The 15879-nt window shown below is 48.9% G+C and carries 17 protein-coding genes; 8 read left to right on the top strand and 9 right to left on the bottom strand.

Annotated elements, in window-relative coordinates; genetic code table 11:
• Window positions 1–73: 73 nt before the first annotated feature.
• From ACO0LI_RS17985 to ACO0LI_RS17975, 3 genes are all read right to left on the bottom strand, one after another.
• On the bottom strand, window positions 74–1087 hold the full coding sequence (locus ACO0LI_RS17985) for a porin (RefSeq protein WP_423034272.1): 1014 nt from the start codon (window positions 1085–1087) through the stop codon (window positions 74–76).
• Between the two features lie 56 nt (window positions 1088–1143).
• Window positions 1144–2163, bottom strand: a complete 1020-nt coding sequence (locus ACO0LI_RS17980) for a succinylglutamate desuccinylase (RefSeq protein WP_423034270.1) — start codon at window positions 2161–2163, stop codon at window positions 1144–1146.
• A gap of 87 nt (window positions 2164–2250) precedes the next feature.
• A complete protein-coding gene (locus tag ACO0LI_RS17975; RefSeq protein ID WP_423034268.1) occupies window positions 2251–3564 on the bottom strand; it encodes an MFS transporter in 1314 nt (437 codons plus the stop codon).
• A gap of 561 nt (window positions 3565–4125) precedes the next feature.
• Between ACO0LI_RS17975 and ACO0LI_RS17970 the strand changes: the two genes are divergently transcribed.
• Entirely contained in the window at window positions 4126–4725 is a 600-nt protein-coding gene (locus ACO0LI_RS17970) for a phosphatase PAP2 family protein (RefSeq protein WP_423034266.1), read from the top strand.
• An 11-nt stretch (window positions 4726–4736) separates the two neighbouring features.
• On the opposite strand, the gene ACO0LI_RS17965 is transcribed toward ACO0LI_RS17970, so the two are convergent.
• Window positions 4737–4991 (bottom strand): hypothetical protein, encoded by a 255-nt coding sequence (locus ACO0LI_RS17965; protein ID WP_423034264.1) that lies wholly within the window; start codon window positions 4989–4991, stop codon window positions 4737–4739.
• A gap of 169 nt (window positions 4992–5160) precedes the next feature.
• Here ACO0LI_RS17965 and ACO0LI_RS17960 point away from each other — a divergent pair, with 169 nt between their 5' ends.
• Window positions 5161–5622 (top strand): hypothetical protein, encoded by a 462-nt coding sequence (locus ACO0LI_RS17960; protein WP_423034262.1) that lies wholly within the window; start codon window positions 5161–5163, stop codon window positions 5620–5622.
• Between the two features lie 173 nt (window positions 5623–5795).
• On the opposite strand, the gene ACO0LI_RS17955 is transcribed toward ACO0LI_RS17960, so the two are convergent.
• Window positions 5796–6239 carry a hotdog fold domain-containing protein gene (locus tag ACO0LI_RS17955; protein ID WP_423034260.1) on the bottom strand — a complete coding sequence of 148 codons (444 nt, stop codon included), beginning with the start codon at window positions 6237–6239 and terminating at the stop codon, window positions 5796–5798.
• Between the two features lie 195 nt (window positions 6240–6434).
• On the opposite strand from ACO0LI_RS17955, the gene ACO0LI_RS17950 reads away from it, so the two are divergent.
• A complete protein-coding gene (locus ACO0LI_RS17950; protein ID WP_423034258.1) occupies window positions 6435–7061 on the top strand; it encodes a TetR/AcrR family transcriptional regulator in 627 nt (208 codons plus the stop codon).
• Window positions 7062–7264: 203 nt separating this feature from the next.
• Window positions 7265–7510, top strand: coding sequence for a hypothetical protein (locus ACO0LI_RS17945; protein WP_423034256.1), 246 nt, complete (start codon window positions 7265–7267; stop codon window positions 7508–7510).
• A gap of 176 nt (window positions 7511–7686) precedes the next feature.
• On the opposite strand, the gene ACO0LI_RS17940 is transcribed toward ACO0LI_RS17945, so the two are convergent.
• Window positions 7687–8490 carry a polysaccharide deacetylase family protein gene (locus tag ACO0LI_RS17940; protein ID WP_423034254.1) on the bottom strand — a complete coding sequence of 268 codons (804 nt, stop codon included), beginning with the start codon at window positions 8488–8490 and terminating at the stop codon, window positions 7687–7689.
• Between the two features lie 281 nt (window positions 8491–8771).
• On the bottom strand, window positions 8772–8906 hold the full coding sequence (locus ACO0LI_RS17935; RefSeq protein WP_423034252.1) for a hypothetical protein: 135 nt from the start codon (window positions 8904–8906) through the stop codon (window positions 8772–8774).
• A 149-nt stretch (window positions 8907–9055) separates the two neighbouring features.
• Between ACO0LI_RS17935 and ACO0LI_RS17930 the strand changes: the two genes are divergently transcribed.
• Window positions 9056–9385 carry a hypothetical protein gene (locus tag ACO0LI_RS17930; protein ID WP_423034250.1) on the top strand — a complete coding sequence of 110 codons (330 nt, stop codon included), beginning with the start codon at window positions 9056–9058 and terminating at the stop codon, window positions 9383–9385.
• Window positions 9386–9437: 52 nt separating this feature from the next.
• Here the strand turns inward: ACO0LI_RS17930 and ACO0LI_RS17925 are convergent, their stop codons facing one another.
• Window positions 9438–10880 (bottom strand): hypothetical protein, encoded by a 1443-nt coding sequence (locus ACO0LI_RS17925; RefSeq protein ID WP_423034248.1) that lies wholly within the window; start codon window positions 10878–10880, stop codon window positions 9438–9440.
• 213 nt (window positions 10881–11093) lie between these two features.
• On the opposite strand from ACO0LI_RS17925, the gene ACO0LI_RS17920 reads away from it, so the two are divergent.
• Window positions 11094–11954, top strand: a complete 861-nt coding sequence (locus ACO0LI_RS17920; RefSeq protein WP_423034246.1) for a hypothetical protein — start codon at window positions 11094–11096, stop codon at window positions 11952–11954.
• Window positions 11955–12021: 67 nt separating this feature from the next.
• On the opposite strand, the gene ACO0LI_RS17915 is transcribed toward ACO0LI_RS17920, so the two are convergent.
• A complete protein-coding gene (locus ACO0LI_RS17915; protein WP_423034244.1) occupies window positions 12022–12381 on the bottom strand; it encodes a hypothetical protein in 360 nt (119 codons plus the stop codon).
• 522 nt (window positions 12382–12903) lie between these two features.
• Between ACO0LI_RS17915 and ACO0LI_RS17910 the strand changes: the two genes are divergently transcribed.
• Window positions 12904–14613, top strand: a complete 1710-nt coding sequence (locus ACO0LI_RS17910; protein WP_423034242.1) for a hypothetical protein — start codon at window positions 12904–12906, stop codon at window positions 14611–14613.
• A gap of 552 nt (window positions 14614–15165) precedes the next feature.
• A complete protein-coding gene (locus tag ACO0LI_RS17905; RefSeq protein WP_423034240.1) occupies window positions 15166–15816 on the top strand; it encodes an NBR1-Ig-like domain-containing protein in 651 nt (216 codons plus the stop codon).
• Window positions 15817–15879 lie beyond the last annotated feature (63 nt).

The raw sequence follows: 15879 nt of genomic DNA, 5'->3' as shown, positions 1-15879 counted from the left end.
CAGGAACACCAGCGACGTCAGCGACAACAGGAACAACAGGGCAGACTCATGTCACTCTGCCCGGCAGGAATATTCAAAAATAGTGACGCACACCCATGTTCAATACCTTGTCCGTCGCGCCACCAACCAGCACCTTGTATTTGGCCGCACCGTCATTGCGGATTTGCCCGTAACTGGTATATAGCGCAGTGCGTTTTGACAGATCATGGATATAGCCTATCGCCACTTGTGTTGCATCCGCATTCGCCACCGCCTTGTCAGTCTTGCGGATGTAGGAGAAAACTACAGTGCCAGCTTCGCCTGCCTTGGCGCGCACGCCCAGCAACAAGTCGCGTTGATCGAGCGGGCTGGTGGTGCCGAGTATCACGCCTTTTTCCCAGCCATAGGCGGCGTACAGAGTGGCCCAGTCGATTTGCACATTGCCACCGATCAGGGTCATCTTGGTGGCATTGGTGTCAGCTGCGTTCCTGATGTTCTGGTGCGTGATGACGACATCCACAGGCCCGGCCTGGTAACCGGCAAAGCCAGCAAGGGTGCGGTTGGCGCTGTTGTTGCCCGCCACTTCGCCGGCACCATATTGCAATTCACCCCGCAAGCCATTGGCGGCATAGCTATAGGTCAGCAGGTTGTCGGTACGGCTGCCGTTAAAGCTGATCAGGCGGGAAGAATCACCCGCCATGCCGATGCGAAAAGGATCAAAAGTCGCATTGTTGGCATACACAGGATTGACCTGGCGACCCATGCGCACTGCACCAAATGCACCGGTAAGGCCAACAAAGGCCTGGCGGTTGAACAGCCTGGCCGCGTCAGATTGCGCACCGGTATCGACATTGAAGCCGCTTTCGAGCAGGAAGATAGCGTTCAGGCCATTGCCCAGGTCTTCTGTCCCTTTAAAACCCAGGCGGCTGCTGTTCAAGATGCCGCTGTCCATGCGGGTGACGGTGGTGCTGCCATTGTTTTCATATACGATACCAGCATCGACAACACCATACACGGTGACACTGGATTGTGCCTGCGCCAGGCCCGTGACTGATATGGCTGACATGGCAGAAAGCAATGTGGCGATGCTCAAGAGTGGGGTTTTCATGGTAAATCCTTGCAAGGTTTTGATGGAAAAAACGGATAAATCAATCAGGTAAAAAATCAAGCATGTCCTTCGTTGTCTGCATGGCCATCCGGTATTTTTTTTGCCAGCCGCATGACGGTGACATTCGGCCCCAGGTGTCGCAATGAAGGCTGGACGATGACGCAATCGTCATACGGTGTGACGATGTCTGTACCGTTGTCTGTGGCTATCGTGGTGCCAGCAGTCTTGATCAGTTCCAGCCCACGGAAATCGCGGCTGAATGCAAAGTCCATGGTTTTGGCGACGACCGGTTGCGTGACTTGCAAAAAGCGTTGCGTGACCGGGTAAGCCAGTTTCAAAAAGTGCGACAGTTGCATGATGTCCATGACACCGGTGGCTGCCAGAAAACGGCTGGCCGTATCCAGCGCTACATCGCGGCTGCGCGCAGAAAAATGCTGGCCGGTTTCCACCAGCAAGGCATTCTTTGGGCTGTTGATATCGCCAAAGCCGCCATAGTCACGCATGCGTTTGCCATTTGGGTGTCCTGCATCCGCAATCACATTGGTTGGCACGCCAATTTGCGCGGCAAAGCGCAAGCCTTTTTCCAGCGGGCCACTCATCATCAGCGGTGGCGATTCTTCATGCATGGAATGGATGTCGAGCAGGTAATCGACGCTGTCGATGATGGGCCGCAGCGCACGGGCGCGCCGCAATTCCACGCTGTCGTCCCTGCCGCCCTTATCATAGAGCCTGGCTGCTGACCAGACACGGTTCATGTCTTCATCAATGTAGCGGGTTGCATCCGGGTTGTTGATGTCAAACTTCAGGTAGGCATCCACATTGGCAAAGCCCAGCGTGATGCGGCCCTGCAAAGGCTTGGGCCGCATCTGCAACAGGGCATCGACAGCAATTGCGCCGCTGACTTCATTGCCATGCGTGAGCGCCATCACCATGACATGCGGGCCAGCGATGCCGCTGTCGAAAGTGTGGATGTAATCGACGCCGGTATTACTTTTCTGCCATCTGGAAATGTCAGGGAAATCGACCTCGATAGGATAAACAGGTAATCCGGCACGAATCTGATCCAGGGTTTTCATGTAAATAATTCCAAAAAAAGACAAAGGGTGACCCAGCCTGCCATGCAGGAGAGCGGTAAAAAAATGGGGAAAAAAGCGAGGTGAGTGTTAGCTCTGCGGCCTGCGTTTCATGCGTCGGCCAAGCGCCAGCACGGCGATGACACTGATGGCAGACGTCGCCATGACATAAAAACTAGGAGCCATCTTGTTGTCAGTGGCAGAGATCATCCACGTCACCAGCAGAGGTGCAAAACCGCCAAAGATGGTGACAGAGAAGTTATAGCTCAAGGCCAGACCAGTACCGCGTGATGTGGTCGGGAAGATGTCAGACAGCATTGCCGGTATCGGGCCCAGACAGGCAGCGATCAATAAGCCCACCAGAAATTGCACGGCGATCAGCGTCGTCACCGTTGGCCAGGTGTTCAAGATCAAAAACAGCGGGTAAGACGTCAGGCCGATCAGCATCAGGGCAATCGACAATACACGGAAGCGGCCAAAGCGGTCAGACATCGCGCCAAAGATAGGGGCCGTAATCATCAGCACCACGCCCGTGATCATCGCACCCAAAAATGAAGAGGTGGCGGGTATGTGCAATTGCTTCAAGGCGTAAGTGGGCATGTACAGTTTGTGCACATAATTGAATGCCGTCGCACCCGACACTACACCTATGCCCAGCAGCAGGTTGGTGGTCTCATGCAGTAGCACAGTGCGTAGGGGGGAGCGTTCTGCCTTGACGTCTTTTACTTTTTTGAACTCTGGTGTTTCATCAATCTGGTTGCGTATATACAGCCCCACAGGCCCGACCAATAAACCAAAGGCAAACGCCAGACGCCAGCCCCAGTCGCTCAACTGCGCATCCGTGAGCGTATAGCTGAGCAGCGCACTGATACCGGCAGCCAGCACCGTCGCCAGCCCTTGGGTAGACAACTGCCAGCTGGCGAAAAAGCCACGGCGTTTGCCGTCAGCATGTTCCACCATATAAGCCGTGGCAGCACCAAATTCACCACCGGTAGAAAAGCCCTGCAACATGCGTGCAACGATAATGATGATAGGCGAGGCGATGCCAATCTGCGCATATGTCGGTGCAAAGGCGATCATGCCTGTGCCTATCATCATGATGGTGATCGACAATGTCAGCGAAGGCTTGCGACCGGCGCGATCAGCATACGACCCCAGCATGATGGCACCCAGCGGGCGCATGACAAAGGAAATCCCAAAGGTACCAACGCTGAGCAGCAAGGACGTGGTTTCACTTTCTGCCGGAAAAAACAGTTTGCCAATGATGATGGCGAAATAGCCATAGATCAGCAGGTCATAAAATTCCAGCGCATTGCCGATACTGGCAGCGCAGATTTCTTTCCACGGCTGGCGTGGCGCGGTGATGTTGGGTTCAACAGCAAGGGATTGCAGTTGTGCTGACATATACAGACTCCGGTATTTTTATCAGGTCTCATCAGTATGGGAGATACTGCGAAACACATTTAATCATGTCAAAAAAACTTGCTGGTTCCCACATCCTTCATAGTAACAAGCAAATTTCTCTGGGCTTGACCGAGTATAGTTTTGCGACAAATTCTCCCTTGTGCCGTTTCGGCACTACATCGTGCTTTCTTGTGCGACGCAGGTTTTTTCAAATGTGTGAAGCAATGTAAAAACTGCTCAGTGACATCATGCGATGCAGAGTGAAAAGAGAGTGAAAAGAGAGTGGAAAGACAGTGAAAAGCATGCTGAAAAAACAAAGTGGAAGGGATTTTGTATCGAAATCTGAATACATTCAAACCACATGCGACGAGGATAAAACACGCCGGGATTGTGGTTTTTCATCCAAAGGAAAAAATAGCATCTGACGGAAACATGGCCGTTGCTCTATTTTTTGCCTGATTATTCACGTAAATCATTTTGCTTACTATCCAAAATTCCCGTCTATGAATGTCATATACAATTCATACATGAACCCCATACAGGATCAAAAGGACGAAGTTGATGAATGCACTGGAAGTATTGAACCGTAGCCTGTTTTTACAATTGAATGCCGGTGATCAAACGGGTGCCAGTCTGATCAGCACCGCAAGGTTTATAGCCGATGTGCTGATTTACCTGATTCCGCTGGTCCTCGTGCTAGCCTGGCTGTGGCTGCCACAGCGCCGTCAACTGGCACTCCGGGCCTGCCTGGTTTGTTGTGTCGCTCTTGGCATAGGCCAGTTGCTGGCTTTGTTCTGGCCACATCCGAGACCCTTCATGATAGGACTGGGGCATACCTGGATAGCGCATGCTGCTGACCCCTCTTTCCCTAGCGACCACGGCATCGTCTTTGCCAGCATGGCTTGCAGCCTGCTGCTGACAGGTGAGCTGCTGTGGGGCATGGTAACGGCTGTTGTGGGTATTGCGGTTGCTTGGTCAAGGATATTCTTGGGTGTGCATTTTCCGCTGGATATGCTGGGTGCTCTTGCGGTGTCGTTGTTTGCCTATTTGTTGCTGTTGCCGGTGTGGGCAAGATGGGGTAAGCCGTTCATGCAGGCGGTGGAAAAACTTTACCGCTATCTGCTGGCCTGGCCTATTGCCAAGGGCTGGATCAGGGCGTAAGCCTGACTTGATCAGCGATTGAAATAGACCACCGCTGCAATAGCAACGCCTACCCAGAACAAGAGGCCAATAAAGATGGTCACATTGGTGCTCAGGACCAGGCCCTTGCTGTCGCGCCAGTAATAGGATTTGCCCGCCGGTGTTTTGCTCTTGAATCCTTCACCGCGCATGATACCCAAAGTCAGGGCAGGAATCAGCACGCGACCCGTGCCATAGAGGATCACTTGAAACAGGATTTCGAAAAAGAATTCCAGTATGAAGTCCATGAGGAATGTCCGATAGCGGGAGAAGGGCCAGGCGTTGGTCAAAGATATCATCTTGTGCAGATGGTAGTGCCATAATGTAGTTTAGCAGAGTAAGCCTATGTGCCGGATACTTGCCTGCGGAATTCTTGAGCGAATCAAGCTCCAGTTCATATGTGAAAGAGGAATCGCTTTGAAAATTCCAGGTCTGAAACTGATGTTGATGTTGATGTTGATGTTTGCATTTTCTGCTGCAAATGCAAGCGATGCGGATATTGATCAATTCTATTGCCATAGCCGTGCTGCAGATAGTCAATGCGAACGCTATGCGGTTTCCATCATTAATCTGATCACCGCGCCTGAGCGTTTTCATGGCAAGAAAATCAGTGTCACAGGATACCTCTTGATTGCTGACGAAACCATTGCGCTGCAATTGAGCAAAGACAGCTCGCCTGCCGAATCTGTATGGCTGTCTATACAAGAAGGGCAGATGGAAACGGAAAATGATTTCATGCGTTATCAAAAAAAGGAAAAACAACTGAAGTCAGCCTTCAATCGCAAACGTGTTTTGATAGAAGGCATATTCGATATGCATACCCGTGCCCACCTGTACCGTGGGTCTGTCAAAGACATTACACGTATAGATTATCGGTGAAGATCGGGTTTTATTGAATTGACCACCAGTTGAGAGTGCGCAGGGTAGGTAGCAGCGCACTCTGCAGCTTGCCTGCAACTTGATCACGGCAACCTTGGCATAGGGATAAACGTAGGGCGCATTATAATGCGCACTACGTTACGGCGGCGGCTAACATTAATGTCGCAGTCTGTTTACTCCGCCAGCTTCACATTCATGGTGATGCGCGCCGTAAAAACTTTAACGCCGCCGCCATCGACCACATCCACGGTCACGATCTTGTCGCCCGCCGTGCTCCAGTCCAGGCCGCTGCCATCTGCTACTGCCGTGACATCGGTCTTGGCCTTGGCCAAATATTCCACCGTCATGCCTTTGGGTATCCAGCGCGCACCTGCGGGGACAGTGACATCGGTCATCGTGCCAGCCACCAGTTCAGCTGCATTGCACAGGGCAATCGCATGGATGGTGCCCAGGTGATTGGTGATCTCGCGGCGAAAAGGCACGCTGGCAGATGCATAGCCGGGGCGCAGTTCAGTCAGTGTGGGGTTGATGGTGCTGAAGTAAGGGGCCATCTGGCAAACCATTTTACTGAACTGCTCGGGGCCGCCGAGTTTGAACATCTCTAATGCCTGGCTCATTGATTGTCTCCTGAAGTAAATAAGAAAAACCTTAAATTAGAATAATATTCTTAAATAGAATTAAATTCTGTTTAAGAATATTATTCTAGAACATTTTTCGGTGTCAAGCGGTTTACTCCCGGGCGAGCTGCGGTATCATCGACATTAAACGGTCACGCTCATTTAGCTTCTTACTCATTTTCAGGCAGCATAGACTTGGCAACAGCAGACGTACTCGAACGCAATTACCCCGGCAGGCGTGCGCAGTTAAAGCGCGATATCCTGCTGGGTGCACTCGCCTGTTTTAATGAACATGGCCTGGACCTGACCACGATAGAAATCATCAAGCAGCATTGCGACACCAGTGTCGGTAATATCTATCACCACTTTGGCAGCAAAGAAGGCCTGGTGGCAGCGCTGTTCTTCAGCGCGCTCGAAGACCAGGCGCGTCTGCTGGCAGACTACCTGGGCAAAGCCCAGACCGCGCAAGAAGGCGTGGCCGCCATCGTCTGCGCCTACGTCGATTGGGTGACTGAGCAACCAGAGCTGGCACGCTTCCAGTACCAGGCACGCGCAGCAATTGCCAAAGGGCCGCAGGCCGATGAACTGGCAAGCCGTAACCGCGCCCGCAATAAAAACATGCACGCCTGGTGGGCCGCACCCGGCAGGCGTGATTTGATCAAGCACATACCAGATGATTTGTTGCCATCGCTATTGATAGGCCAGGCAGAAAACTACTGCCGCGCCTGGTTGTCTGGCCGGGTAAATACCTCACCCAAAAAATACCGCGAGCATCTGACGCAGGCGGCGTGGAATTCTTTGGCGCCTTTGGCCTCGAATTGACTTGAAGAGAGGGCGTTTGACATCTTCTTTATGTGCTTTGGTTTTGGTATGGGCTGCATGTGTACCAATTGTGAGTATTGCAAACGCGGGCACAGGCATAGTGCGGCATCTAATGCAGGCAAGGTAGTTTGACGGCATGCATGCGTGCGATTACGCAAGCTAATCGCACCTACACTCTATCGTTTTTAGGGAGCTTGGTAGTAATGGAAATCAAAGAAGAAATTCATCGCGACAGGTATTGTATGGTCATCACCGATATGGGTCCTTCATTTGAGCGAGTTTTTTTTGAGATTCGGCAAATGACTGGAAAAAGTTTGAAGGAAGTCGCGGAACTGCTGAAACAGCCGCGCCCAACGGTGGAAGTTGCCACGAAGCAGGAGCTTATGCTTCGATCAATGCCTTTGACGAAAGCAGGGGCGAAAGTCGCGTTTGAGCTTGCACCTGAATAGCCTGCGTAAAAACGATCAGCCTCGTAGGGTGCGTTTCAACGCACCATTTATTTAGCAATCTCTAAAGCGGAAAAGTTGGTCGATCTCCGTTTTACTTTACGTAGAATCGGTGCGTTCAAACGCACCCTACAAAAACCTCTGATTCTCTGCCTCAGAAGACGAAGGCTGAAACCACTTCAATTCGCCAAAGCCAGACTACGCTTCGCGTTCTGCTGCTTCTGCAAATCCACTCTCTGCAACTCTACCTGATCCAGCCGTACAAACACAAAGCCTTGTTTCAATGTCTCTTCCAGTGCCACTGCCAAACCTTCCGCAGAGTCAGAGGCTGGCTTGTTCATGTGGGCTATGATGACGTCACCAGCCTGCAGGCGTTTGAATTGCTTGATGATGGCATGCTTGCGCAGGGTCGCGCCCTGGTCGGCGTTCAGGGAGAAACCGGCGATCTTGTAACCCATGCGCTTGATTTCGTCCATGGCTTGCGGGTCATATTTGGCACTGGCACCGCGGTACCATTGCGGTGTCGTGCCCATGGCGCTGGTGATGGCTTTGGCACCTTCGGTGACTTCACGTTGCAGGCTGGCGATGTCGGGTTCACCTGCCATACCATAGACTTTTTTGCCCGGGCCTATGATGGCGGGGATGTGTTTTTCGCCGTGGTCTTCAACATCAAACAGATCAAGATTAGCCTTGATGATGGCAACGCCTTGCGGGTTTTTGTCCAGCCATTTTTTGGTCACAAAGATGGTCGCGGGTATGCGCTTGCGTATCAAAAAATCGAGCAACTCAGCATCAAACTTGCCCGAGCATGCATCCAGTGTCAGTGCTATTTTTTTGCTTGTGATGGCGGGCGTAGCGATGCGGGTATGCACTTCAACAGGCATGGCTTGCAATGCCGGCGTCACCAGGGCGATGCCGAGCAGCGTTGTCAGCAACGAGGCTTTGTGTAAATAGCAGGATAAATCAGCGCGGCAAAATGTCATGTCAAATAAGCTTAATTATTCTATAAGCCGCGAGTATAAGGAGTTACGGGTCAGATTCAGCTTTAATTACATTTGGTAAAACCCGGTGGAAATGAAAGTGTGTGTGTCAGCGTACAGACTTGCGTGTCTGGAGTGTTTAGAATGTCTTCACGTTGCAAAGAACTGTATCACCTGGCAGATAAGCCAGGGAGCAGGGATAAGCACGGCATACATAACATGTCATCCTGGGATATAGATTCACTTTACAGATAGTAAGGGCGTTTATTCCGGCTTGGGTGACTTTAAAAGAACCTGCCACTGGCAGGTTTTTTTTCGTTCTGCTTTATTGCTAGATTGGTGCCTACATCCGTGCCTACATTGTTGCCGACACTCATGCCAGTGCCGGTGCTCATGAAGATAGTCATGAAGATAGTCATGAAGATACTCATGAAGATAGATGCGTGTCGGCTTCAAGGCAGCGCAGCGGCCATGCATATGAGCCTGGCTTGCATTGCCTATTTGACAAAGTAATTGATATGTCTTAGGGTAGTGCTTCTTTAATTTCTTTGTGATGACACGATCAAAAATGAAATCCACACTCGTCTTGCTCAGTATGCTGGCAGCCTTGTCGGCAAATATCCCCGCCGTTGCAGCACCCGATACCAATAGCAGTAGCGTCAAGATAGACGGCGATACCAAAGTTTCGACCATCGATGGCGTGGCAGGCATTGCCAATGAAAGCGGTAATATCCTTGAACTCAAGGATGGCGAGCTCAGCCTCAATGGTACCGTTGTCTATAAAAAGAAGGGCGTGCTGAAAGTGCGGCTGGTGCACAATGGGGCGACATTCAGCCTGACTGTCGATGGCAAGAACGTGCCGCTGCCAAATATCAAACCGGCACCTGCATTGACTTGATAGCAGGTCAGCACGGGTTTGCCATCAGGTCAACGCAAGTGCTGTGTCTGTGTTACTGCTCTTGCCTGGGCATGCCCGGGCAAGTCTCAGGCATCTTGCGTCGTTTGAAGAAATTGACCAGCGCCTGATTCTCGGCGCTGACTGCACGTGCATACAGTGCATGGCCATTGCTATTGTCAATGTCGTCGCCCCTGTTGCTGGCATCCGGGCAGATAAAATCGCGCAACTGTTGATCGTTAAGACGGTCAAGCACGTCCAATACCGCCGGTGATGTCTGGGCATATACGTCGATGAGATCGCGGCCAGCGCGGTTAAGCTCGCGCATATTGTTGCTGCTTTTGATCAGGTAGGCCAGTAACCCGGCACCGCCATCTTTGGCCGCTGCCAGGCCGCCTTTAAGCGGCAGCTTCTGTGCCAGTGATGCCGCCTCCTTGCTATTCATTTCACGCAGGTGTGACTGTATGCGTTTCTGGTCTGCTTCGCTGTACGCTATTGGCCCCGCATCGGCATAGCCAAATCTTTGCAGGGTCCAGATTTGCTGTGGCGACAGCATGCTATCGTTCTCAGGGATGGCGTAAGGATCGACACCTGCATCCAGGGCAAACAGGACAAGATCGACCTTGCCACTTTCCATGGCGATAGTCAGCAGCGAACGGTCATTCGCGACGATTTTCATATCCACATTATGCGCCTGCAAATAGCGCAAAATAGTCAACAGGCGATCTGTGTCTTTGGTGTCTGATGTGATTTGCCCATCGTTCAGAATATCCCACCATGCTGGCGCGACTTTGCTTGTGTCGGGGACATAAGCATATTTGGGCGAAGTGCAGGCGAGCGACAGCTTTTGCTCGACAAATACATCCAGCAAAACGGTATTCATGCTCTGCAAGACCGGTGGCAGGTAAGTGCAATAGGCGCGTCCATCCTTGTCATTGCTCACCGCATCCTGCAACAGGATGCGCAATGCCTGCGCATCGGCCTGCGGCAGCACACATTCATTCAAGGCGCGTAACTTGTTTTCTATCTGATGCCTGCCCGAGGCCAGTTCTGATTGCAGCAAGGCATGATTGCCCTCACAGGCATTGATGCGCAAGAAATTATGCTGCCAGGCGTCTTCTTCTACGCTGGCGATGTGTGCCGCATCCTGTTCTTGCTGGTACTGCTTGATTTCATGCGCAATGTAACCCATGCCCATGCTGCCCGCCATGCACAGCGGGAAAACCAGCACAGGCGTCACCAACATGGCAAGCAAACGTGGCAATAAACTGATCTTCAATTTGATCAACACCACGACCATGGCAATCAGGCTGACTATCGCACTGCCAATGGCTGCATAGATCAGCTCTTCGAGATTGGATGTGGGTGAAAAAGCAAAGGCCGGGCTGGTGAACGAGAAACAGAATACTGTGAAAAACAGGCGGCTCAGCTGGCCTGTGCAATGCTTGCCGCATGAAGAAATTAAACTGGTCGTATTGCAGGTTTTTGTATTGCTCAAGATATTGTCCGCAGTTTTGTACGTATTTGCATGTGGCATAAGTAAGGAAACTTGATGGCGATGCGACTATAGCATGCGGCTTGCTCATGACGATGTTTTGCGTCTTGACATATACCTCTGTATGCATACCGCCTGCCGTGAGGGATGACGGCACTTTATTCAAGGCTCTTTAGTCTTCTGTTCTCAGGAAAATGCAGCATGAGTCAGTGTAAGATGCGTTTATTCCAATATACAGATAAATCAATGAATATTGTCGCGCTAGGTGTTTCCATGCCTTTGTCCAGGTTCATGACGGACCTGTTTCCCATTTTTGCTTTCCTGTCTTTGCCATCTTTGCTTGTGGTTGTTTTGCTGCAAATCATTATCTTTGCGCAAGCGGGGGCGTTTTCTGATTCCAGGCGCAATTGGATTGCGCCTTCGATTATCCTGACGGTGGTAACTGCCTTATTTCTGCGCCTCGTTTTTTACATGTTTTTTGCAGACAAGTCCTTATTATCTCCATATTTACGCTATGGCGGTTTCCTGACTCTCCATGTCTTGTTATCTTCAGCGCTTGCTGGTTTCTTGTTTACGCGGCTGGTTTTGGGCAGGGCGCGTGAATATCAGCCATTGAGAGATGTGCCTGAGCTTATGCGAAACCTGGTACTAAGTTGCCTGCTGATGTTATTGCCAGGGGCACTGTATTTGATCGTAATGTGTTTGCACTGGCTCCCGATAAAGCCATGGCTCATCAGTTTTTACACCTTCTTCGATAAAGCCCATGCGCCTTTATATTTTATTGCTTTCCCGGCTTTTATCTGGCATCTGCACATCCTTAAGCATCTGCTAGAAGTCGCCAAAAAGAGCAAATTGCTGTGGGTGGGGTCTGGCATCATTTACTGGTCTTTGCCAACACTTTATTATGCAATTACTGCGTATCTGTTCTCCATCGGCCGCTACCACATGGGGCTTGATTACAGGTTGATATTAGTTGTGATGACTATCTGCGTGATAGGCAGTATGAGCGTCGTGCGCAGCGTACGCCGGATGGTGCGTGAACAATTGCGGTATGAGGAATTTCTCAGGGAAAGCTAATAAGCTTAAAAATAAAATGCAGGGCATGCCGTTTTCGCCCTGCATTTTATCAAGTTTGAATCTTGCCTCAGGCAGTAAAACTATGGATGAGCTCAATCTCGCCAAGGATATTGGCATTCATGAGTTCCACATCTTCCGCCGGTATCCACCACTCAGTATGTATGGCACCACCAACGGTCTGGACTGGGTAATTGTCCATGAAACTCTTGCTGACCTCAAAGCGCGTGACATAGCCAGAGCCGCTTGCTGGCACATTCCAGTCTCTGGCAATCTGTATCGCGTATTCCACATTGGTCACCGGGTAAAAGATAGGTTGCTCAGGCAGACGGGGCGGCCATTTTTTGTTGCCACTGTCGCGCACCAGTGCCAGCTCTTCTGGGCCCGTAGGACGGTAGAGTGTGACGGTGGTGATGTTGTGCGTAGTCATGATGCGTTCAGTTTGGGGTTGTAGTGCTCACACTATAAAATACTTATTTTTAAATTGCAACTAACTTGGTTGTGAATTTTATTTAAGATGCCGGTTTATCCTGCGTCAGTCAATCGTGCTATTGAGCTGCAGTTTCTGTGAGAGAGTGGTAGCTTGCCGACTGCCCGTCCGCTATGCATAGTGGGGAAACTGACAAAGGGAAAACCTGGTTGATCGACTCAAGGTGCATTCCCAGTTTTTTTGTTGATGCAAGCATGTTTTCTACAAGCGGATTCTCGATTGACTCTCGCTTTCCACCTCAATACATGGGACTTCCCTGAGCGGCAAATCCACAAATAAGCTGATGCTATTTCTCTGTAACTCTTACTTAATACCAATGAGTTCAAGGGGACAAAATCAAAATATGACAACTGGAGATTACATCTTTCTGAATAGACTGATTTCATTGGCTGATAGAAGAAAGAAGCTGATGTCTGTGCAGAAAATTGCATTTAATATAAATCCGTTTAATAGGAGTTGAACGTGAAACGTCTATTGATCATATCGCTCGCAGTCTCTTTAAACGTACAAGCTGAAGAGCCATTCAGTACCTATAGCTTTAAGGAGTATGGCTCATCCGGTTGGGGTGGTTCCAGTAACTTCTGGACTCATCGATACTGGAATCCTGCTAAGTCGCGGGACGAATGCCGTTTTGACGGGTGCCGATTTAATACGGCTACCCATACTGGTATGGACTACTCGGTCAATAATCCGGACTATAAAGATGCAGTTATGTCATACGGGTTTGGCAAGGTAATGGGGAAAAAAAAGGATTCGTATGGTCAGGTAAGCATCCGGAACTTGATAAGGTCTGGTGAATATTTTCAGGTAAATTTATTGCATAGTTCCGATTTGTCCGAAGCGATCGCGGAACGCGACTATATAGCCAAAGGCCAGTATGTTGGAAAAAAAGGCGGGATAGGAGCGGGTGGAGTCACTGTATTCAGTCCGCATTTGCATGTAGAGATTGCCGACACCGTAAGCTTGGCATGGATTTACACAACCTATGCCCGCCCAGGTGAGCTGGCCGCAGATATTAGTTTGTATTCTAAAGCATCTTTAACTGCGCATTACTCTACAACAGATGCTAATTTGCGCTATTACGATCCTTTGGTTTTTGTGGCAAACAAGCGTGAACTACTTCCATTTGTTGGCCGAAGCAGTACAACATCTGAATCAGATTTTGATGTATATGGCGTTACCAAAAAGGCGTTGTATGGCTTTCTTCCAATTCAGGGAAATCATAAGCGCTCAAGTATATTGGTGCGGAAAACTGGCAAACGTAGCGAAGCCGAGGATTCCACAAAATCGAGTGGCCTGACTGAAAAACAGAAATTTCTTGGTAATACTGTTGGTGCCGTTCCTTCTTCAGGTATTTCAGGCGTTGCAAGTGATGGTTATGACGTTGGTGACTATATGTTTCTGCCTTTTTTAGATCCCACGGATAGTAGTGATTCCCGCTACGGATATCCTTTGAAATTTTCCATTGTCAATGACGGCGATATTATCGTCGATAACGATCAGCTCAATACAAAAAATGGGGTATCGGTTGGATCATTCTTTGATGGAACAAAACCTTCGAATTCTAGCGCTGGCAAGGTACCTGGTTATTATCTGACTGCTTATCTCTTCAAGGGCAGAAGCGAGGCATTTGCTCAATGGAAGCCCGGTACTGCGGCCAAGTACAAGATTTATGTGCACATCCCTGAGCGGGGACCAATTGCCAAATCGGTTTATTATAAAATCAAACCTGATGGCTCCAAAGTGTTGATATCAAAGCCAGTCGATCAAAAAAATAATGGCAATAAATGGGTCCAATTAGTAGCAGAAGATAATACAGATGTCTTTGATTTTAACTCGCTTGGTTATGTGGGATTGTCTTTGGGGGCAGCAAGTGATGATAGAAATAAAGGAATAACAATTTCTGAAGATGTTGCAGTTGATGCCGTCAAGTTTGAAAAAATTTCGACAAACAACACGAACGGCATCAATGTTACTTCTAATCCAATTGATGCCATGTATGCTAAATACCAGGGATACTTCGGTTTTAAATCTGGTGGAAACTATGCATGTTTCACTAGCTATTTATGTCAGAATTTTGGCGGCGGCAAGATCATCGCTATGTTTGTTTCTACCAGAGAGTTGTATTGGTATGACGGTAGCAAGTGGTCATATTTTGGGTATGTCTCTTGAAGTTGCCGCTCTAAATATTTTAACCATAAAGGTATCATCGATGACAGTGTAGTTTTTTTGAGTCTATCAAAAACTTTGGCTTGCGAATTGAATCTGCCTTTCTTGATGAGTATTGTCTTTTCCTCATCCGCAAAAAACGCCCCAATAAAATGGGGCGTTTTGCATTGATATTTCAAAAAAATGTAACTGGGAATTAGTCCCACCGTTTATATGCAAGAACACGATTATAGCGATGAAAAATTTGATATTCAAATCCAGTTAAAAATAGCCCAGGATAACTTTCTCCCACTGTCCTGATCTTCTTATGCCTTAGCTTGCGATGGAAGTGTCAATCATGGCAGTCCGTATGTTTGACGTTAAAGTCAGAAATAGAATGATTAATTAATAACTTAATTGTATGATTGAGAACGTAGTTTTTAATCTTTTGAGCAAATCAATTTTCAGCGAAACCCTGATCAAGTCTGGTTTCGTATTTTCGTCCTAGGTCATGATGCGGCTGCATTACTTGCTCCATTCATGCCCAGAATTTTACTGATTAATGTAGGGGCATATATGAGTAGTTTGGACTTGGGAAATTTTCTTAGAGTAGAAGCAAGAAAACAGCTAATCAGTGATTCTGAGTTGGCAAGACGAGCTAATATCAGCAGAACCGCGCTATTGAAAATACTGAATGGAGAAGTCCAACAACCAACTGTCAGGACATTGGCCAATCTCGCCTATGCACTTGATCATAATCCACATCATCTGGTCAGCTTATATCTGGCAGGAACATCTTCACCAGAAAGAGGCACCTGGCGTAGAAGCAGGCGGAATGACACCAGTCACTTCGTTAAAGATGTCACTTTCCCTGACGGCGATATCGTGTTAATTGGGCAGAAATTTCTCAAAGTATGGAAAATCGCAAATCGGGGAGAATTACCCTGGATAGACCGTAAACTCGTTTGCCAGGATCAAAACTTTATTATTTATAGAAAACAAGGTGATTCTTATGTGCAATTAAGCTATTCATTGGTGCCTCAATATCAGGAAATAACTGTTCCGAACACATTACCAGGTAACTCTGCGACACTCGAGGTTGAATTTATTGCTCCTGATACACCGGCTTTGGTAGTTTCTTACTGGAAAATGGCTGATAAAAATGGCGAGCTGTGTTTCCCCGAAATGGCGGGACTAAGATGCTGTGTCAGCGTAATTGCAGTTTAATTATTTTGTTTACTCGCCAAAGCAAATAATAAAACTGAGCAACTGAGCTTGGCTGACCATCAG

Source organism: Undibacterium sp. Tian12W, from assembly GCF_049339405.1.
Lineage (GTDB): Bacteria > Pseudomonadota > Gammaproteobacteria > Burkholderiales > Burkholderiaceae_D > Undibacterium.
This window is presented reverse-complemented; position numbering and strand designations above follow the sequence as displayed.

What these genes read in the sequence shown, in the direction of transcription:
- ACO0LI_RS17980 (WP_423034270.1), bottom strand. Translation starts at nt 2,163, where the DNA reads ATGAAAACCCTGGATCAGATTCGTGCCGGATTACCTGTTTATCCTATC.
- ACO0LI_RS17915 (WP_423034244.1), bottom strand. Translation starts at nt 12,381, where the DNA reads ATGACTACGCACAACATCACCACCGTCACACTCTACCGTCCTACGGGC.
- ACO0LI_RS17955 (WP_423034260.1), bottom strand. Translation starts at nt 6,239, where the DNA reads ATGAGCCAGGCATTAGAGATGTTCAAACTCGGCGGCCCCGAGCAGTTC.
- ACO0LI_RS17965 (WP_423034264.1), bottom strand. Translation starts at nt 4,991, where the DNA reads ATGGACTTCATACTGGAATTCTTTTTCGAAATCCTGTTTCAAGTGATC.
- ACO0LI_RS17930 (WP_423034250.1), top strand. Translation starts at nt 9,056, where the DNA reads ATGAAATCCACACTCGTCTTGCTCAGTATGCTGGCAGCCTTGTCGGCA.
- ACO0LI_RS17935 (WP_423034252.1), bottom strand. Translation starts at nt 8,906, where the DNA reads ATGACTATCTTCATGACTATCTTCATGAGCACCGGCACTGGCATGAGT.
- ACO0LI_RS17985 (WP_423034272.1), bottom strand. Translation starts at nt 1,087, where the DNA reads ATGAAAACCCCACTCTTGAGCATCGCCACATTGCTTTCTGCCATGTCA.
- ACO0LI_RS17975 (WP_423034268.1), bottom strand. Translation starts at nt 3,564, where the DNA reads ATGTCAGCACAACTGCAATCCCTTGCTGTTGAACCCAACATCACCGCG.
- ACO0LI_RS17970 (WP_423034266.1), top strand. Translation starts at nt 4,126, where the DNA reads ATGAATGCACTGGAAGTATTGAACCGTAGCCTGTTTTTACAATTGAAT.
- ACO0LI_RS17945 (WP_423034256.1), top strand. Translation starts at nt 7,265, where the DNA reads ATGGAAATCAAAGAAGAAATTCATCGCGACAGGTATTGTATGGTCATC.
- ACO0LI_RS17940 (WP_423034254.1), bottom strand. Translation starts at nt 8,490, where the DNA reads ATGACATTTTGCCGCGCTGATTTATCCTGCTATTTACACAAAGCCTCG.
- ACO0LI_RS17920 (WP_423034246.1), top strand. Translation starts at nt 11,094, where the DNA reads ATGCGTTTATTCCAATATACAGATAAATCAATGAATATTGTCGCGCTA.
- ACO0LI_RS17905 (WP_423034240.1), top strand. Translation starts at nt 15,166, where the DNA reads ATGAGTAGTTTGGACTTGGGAAATTTTCTTAGAGTAGAAGCAAGAAAA.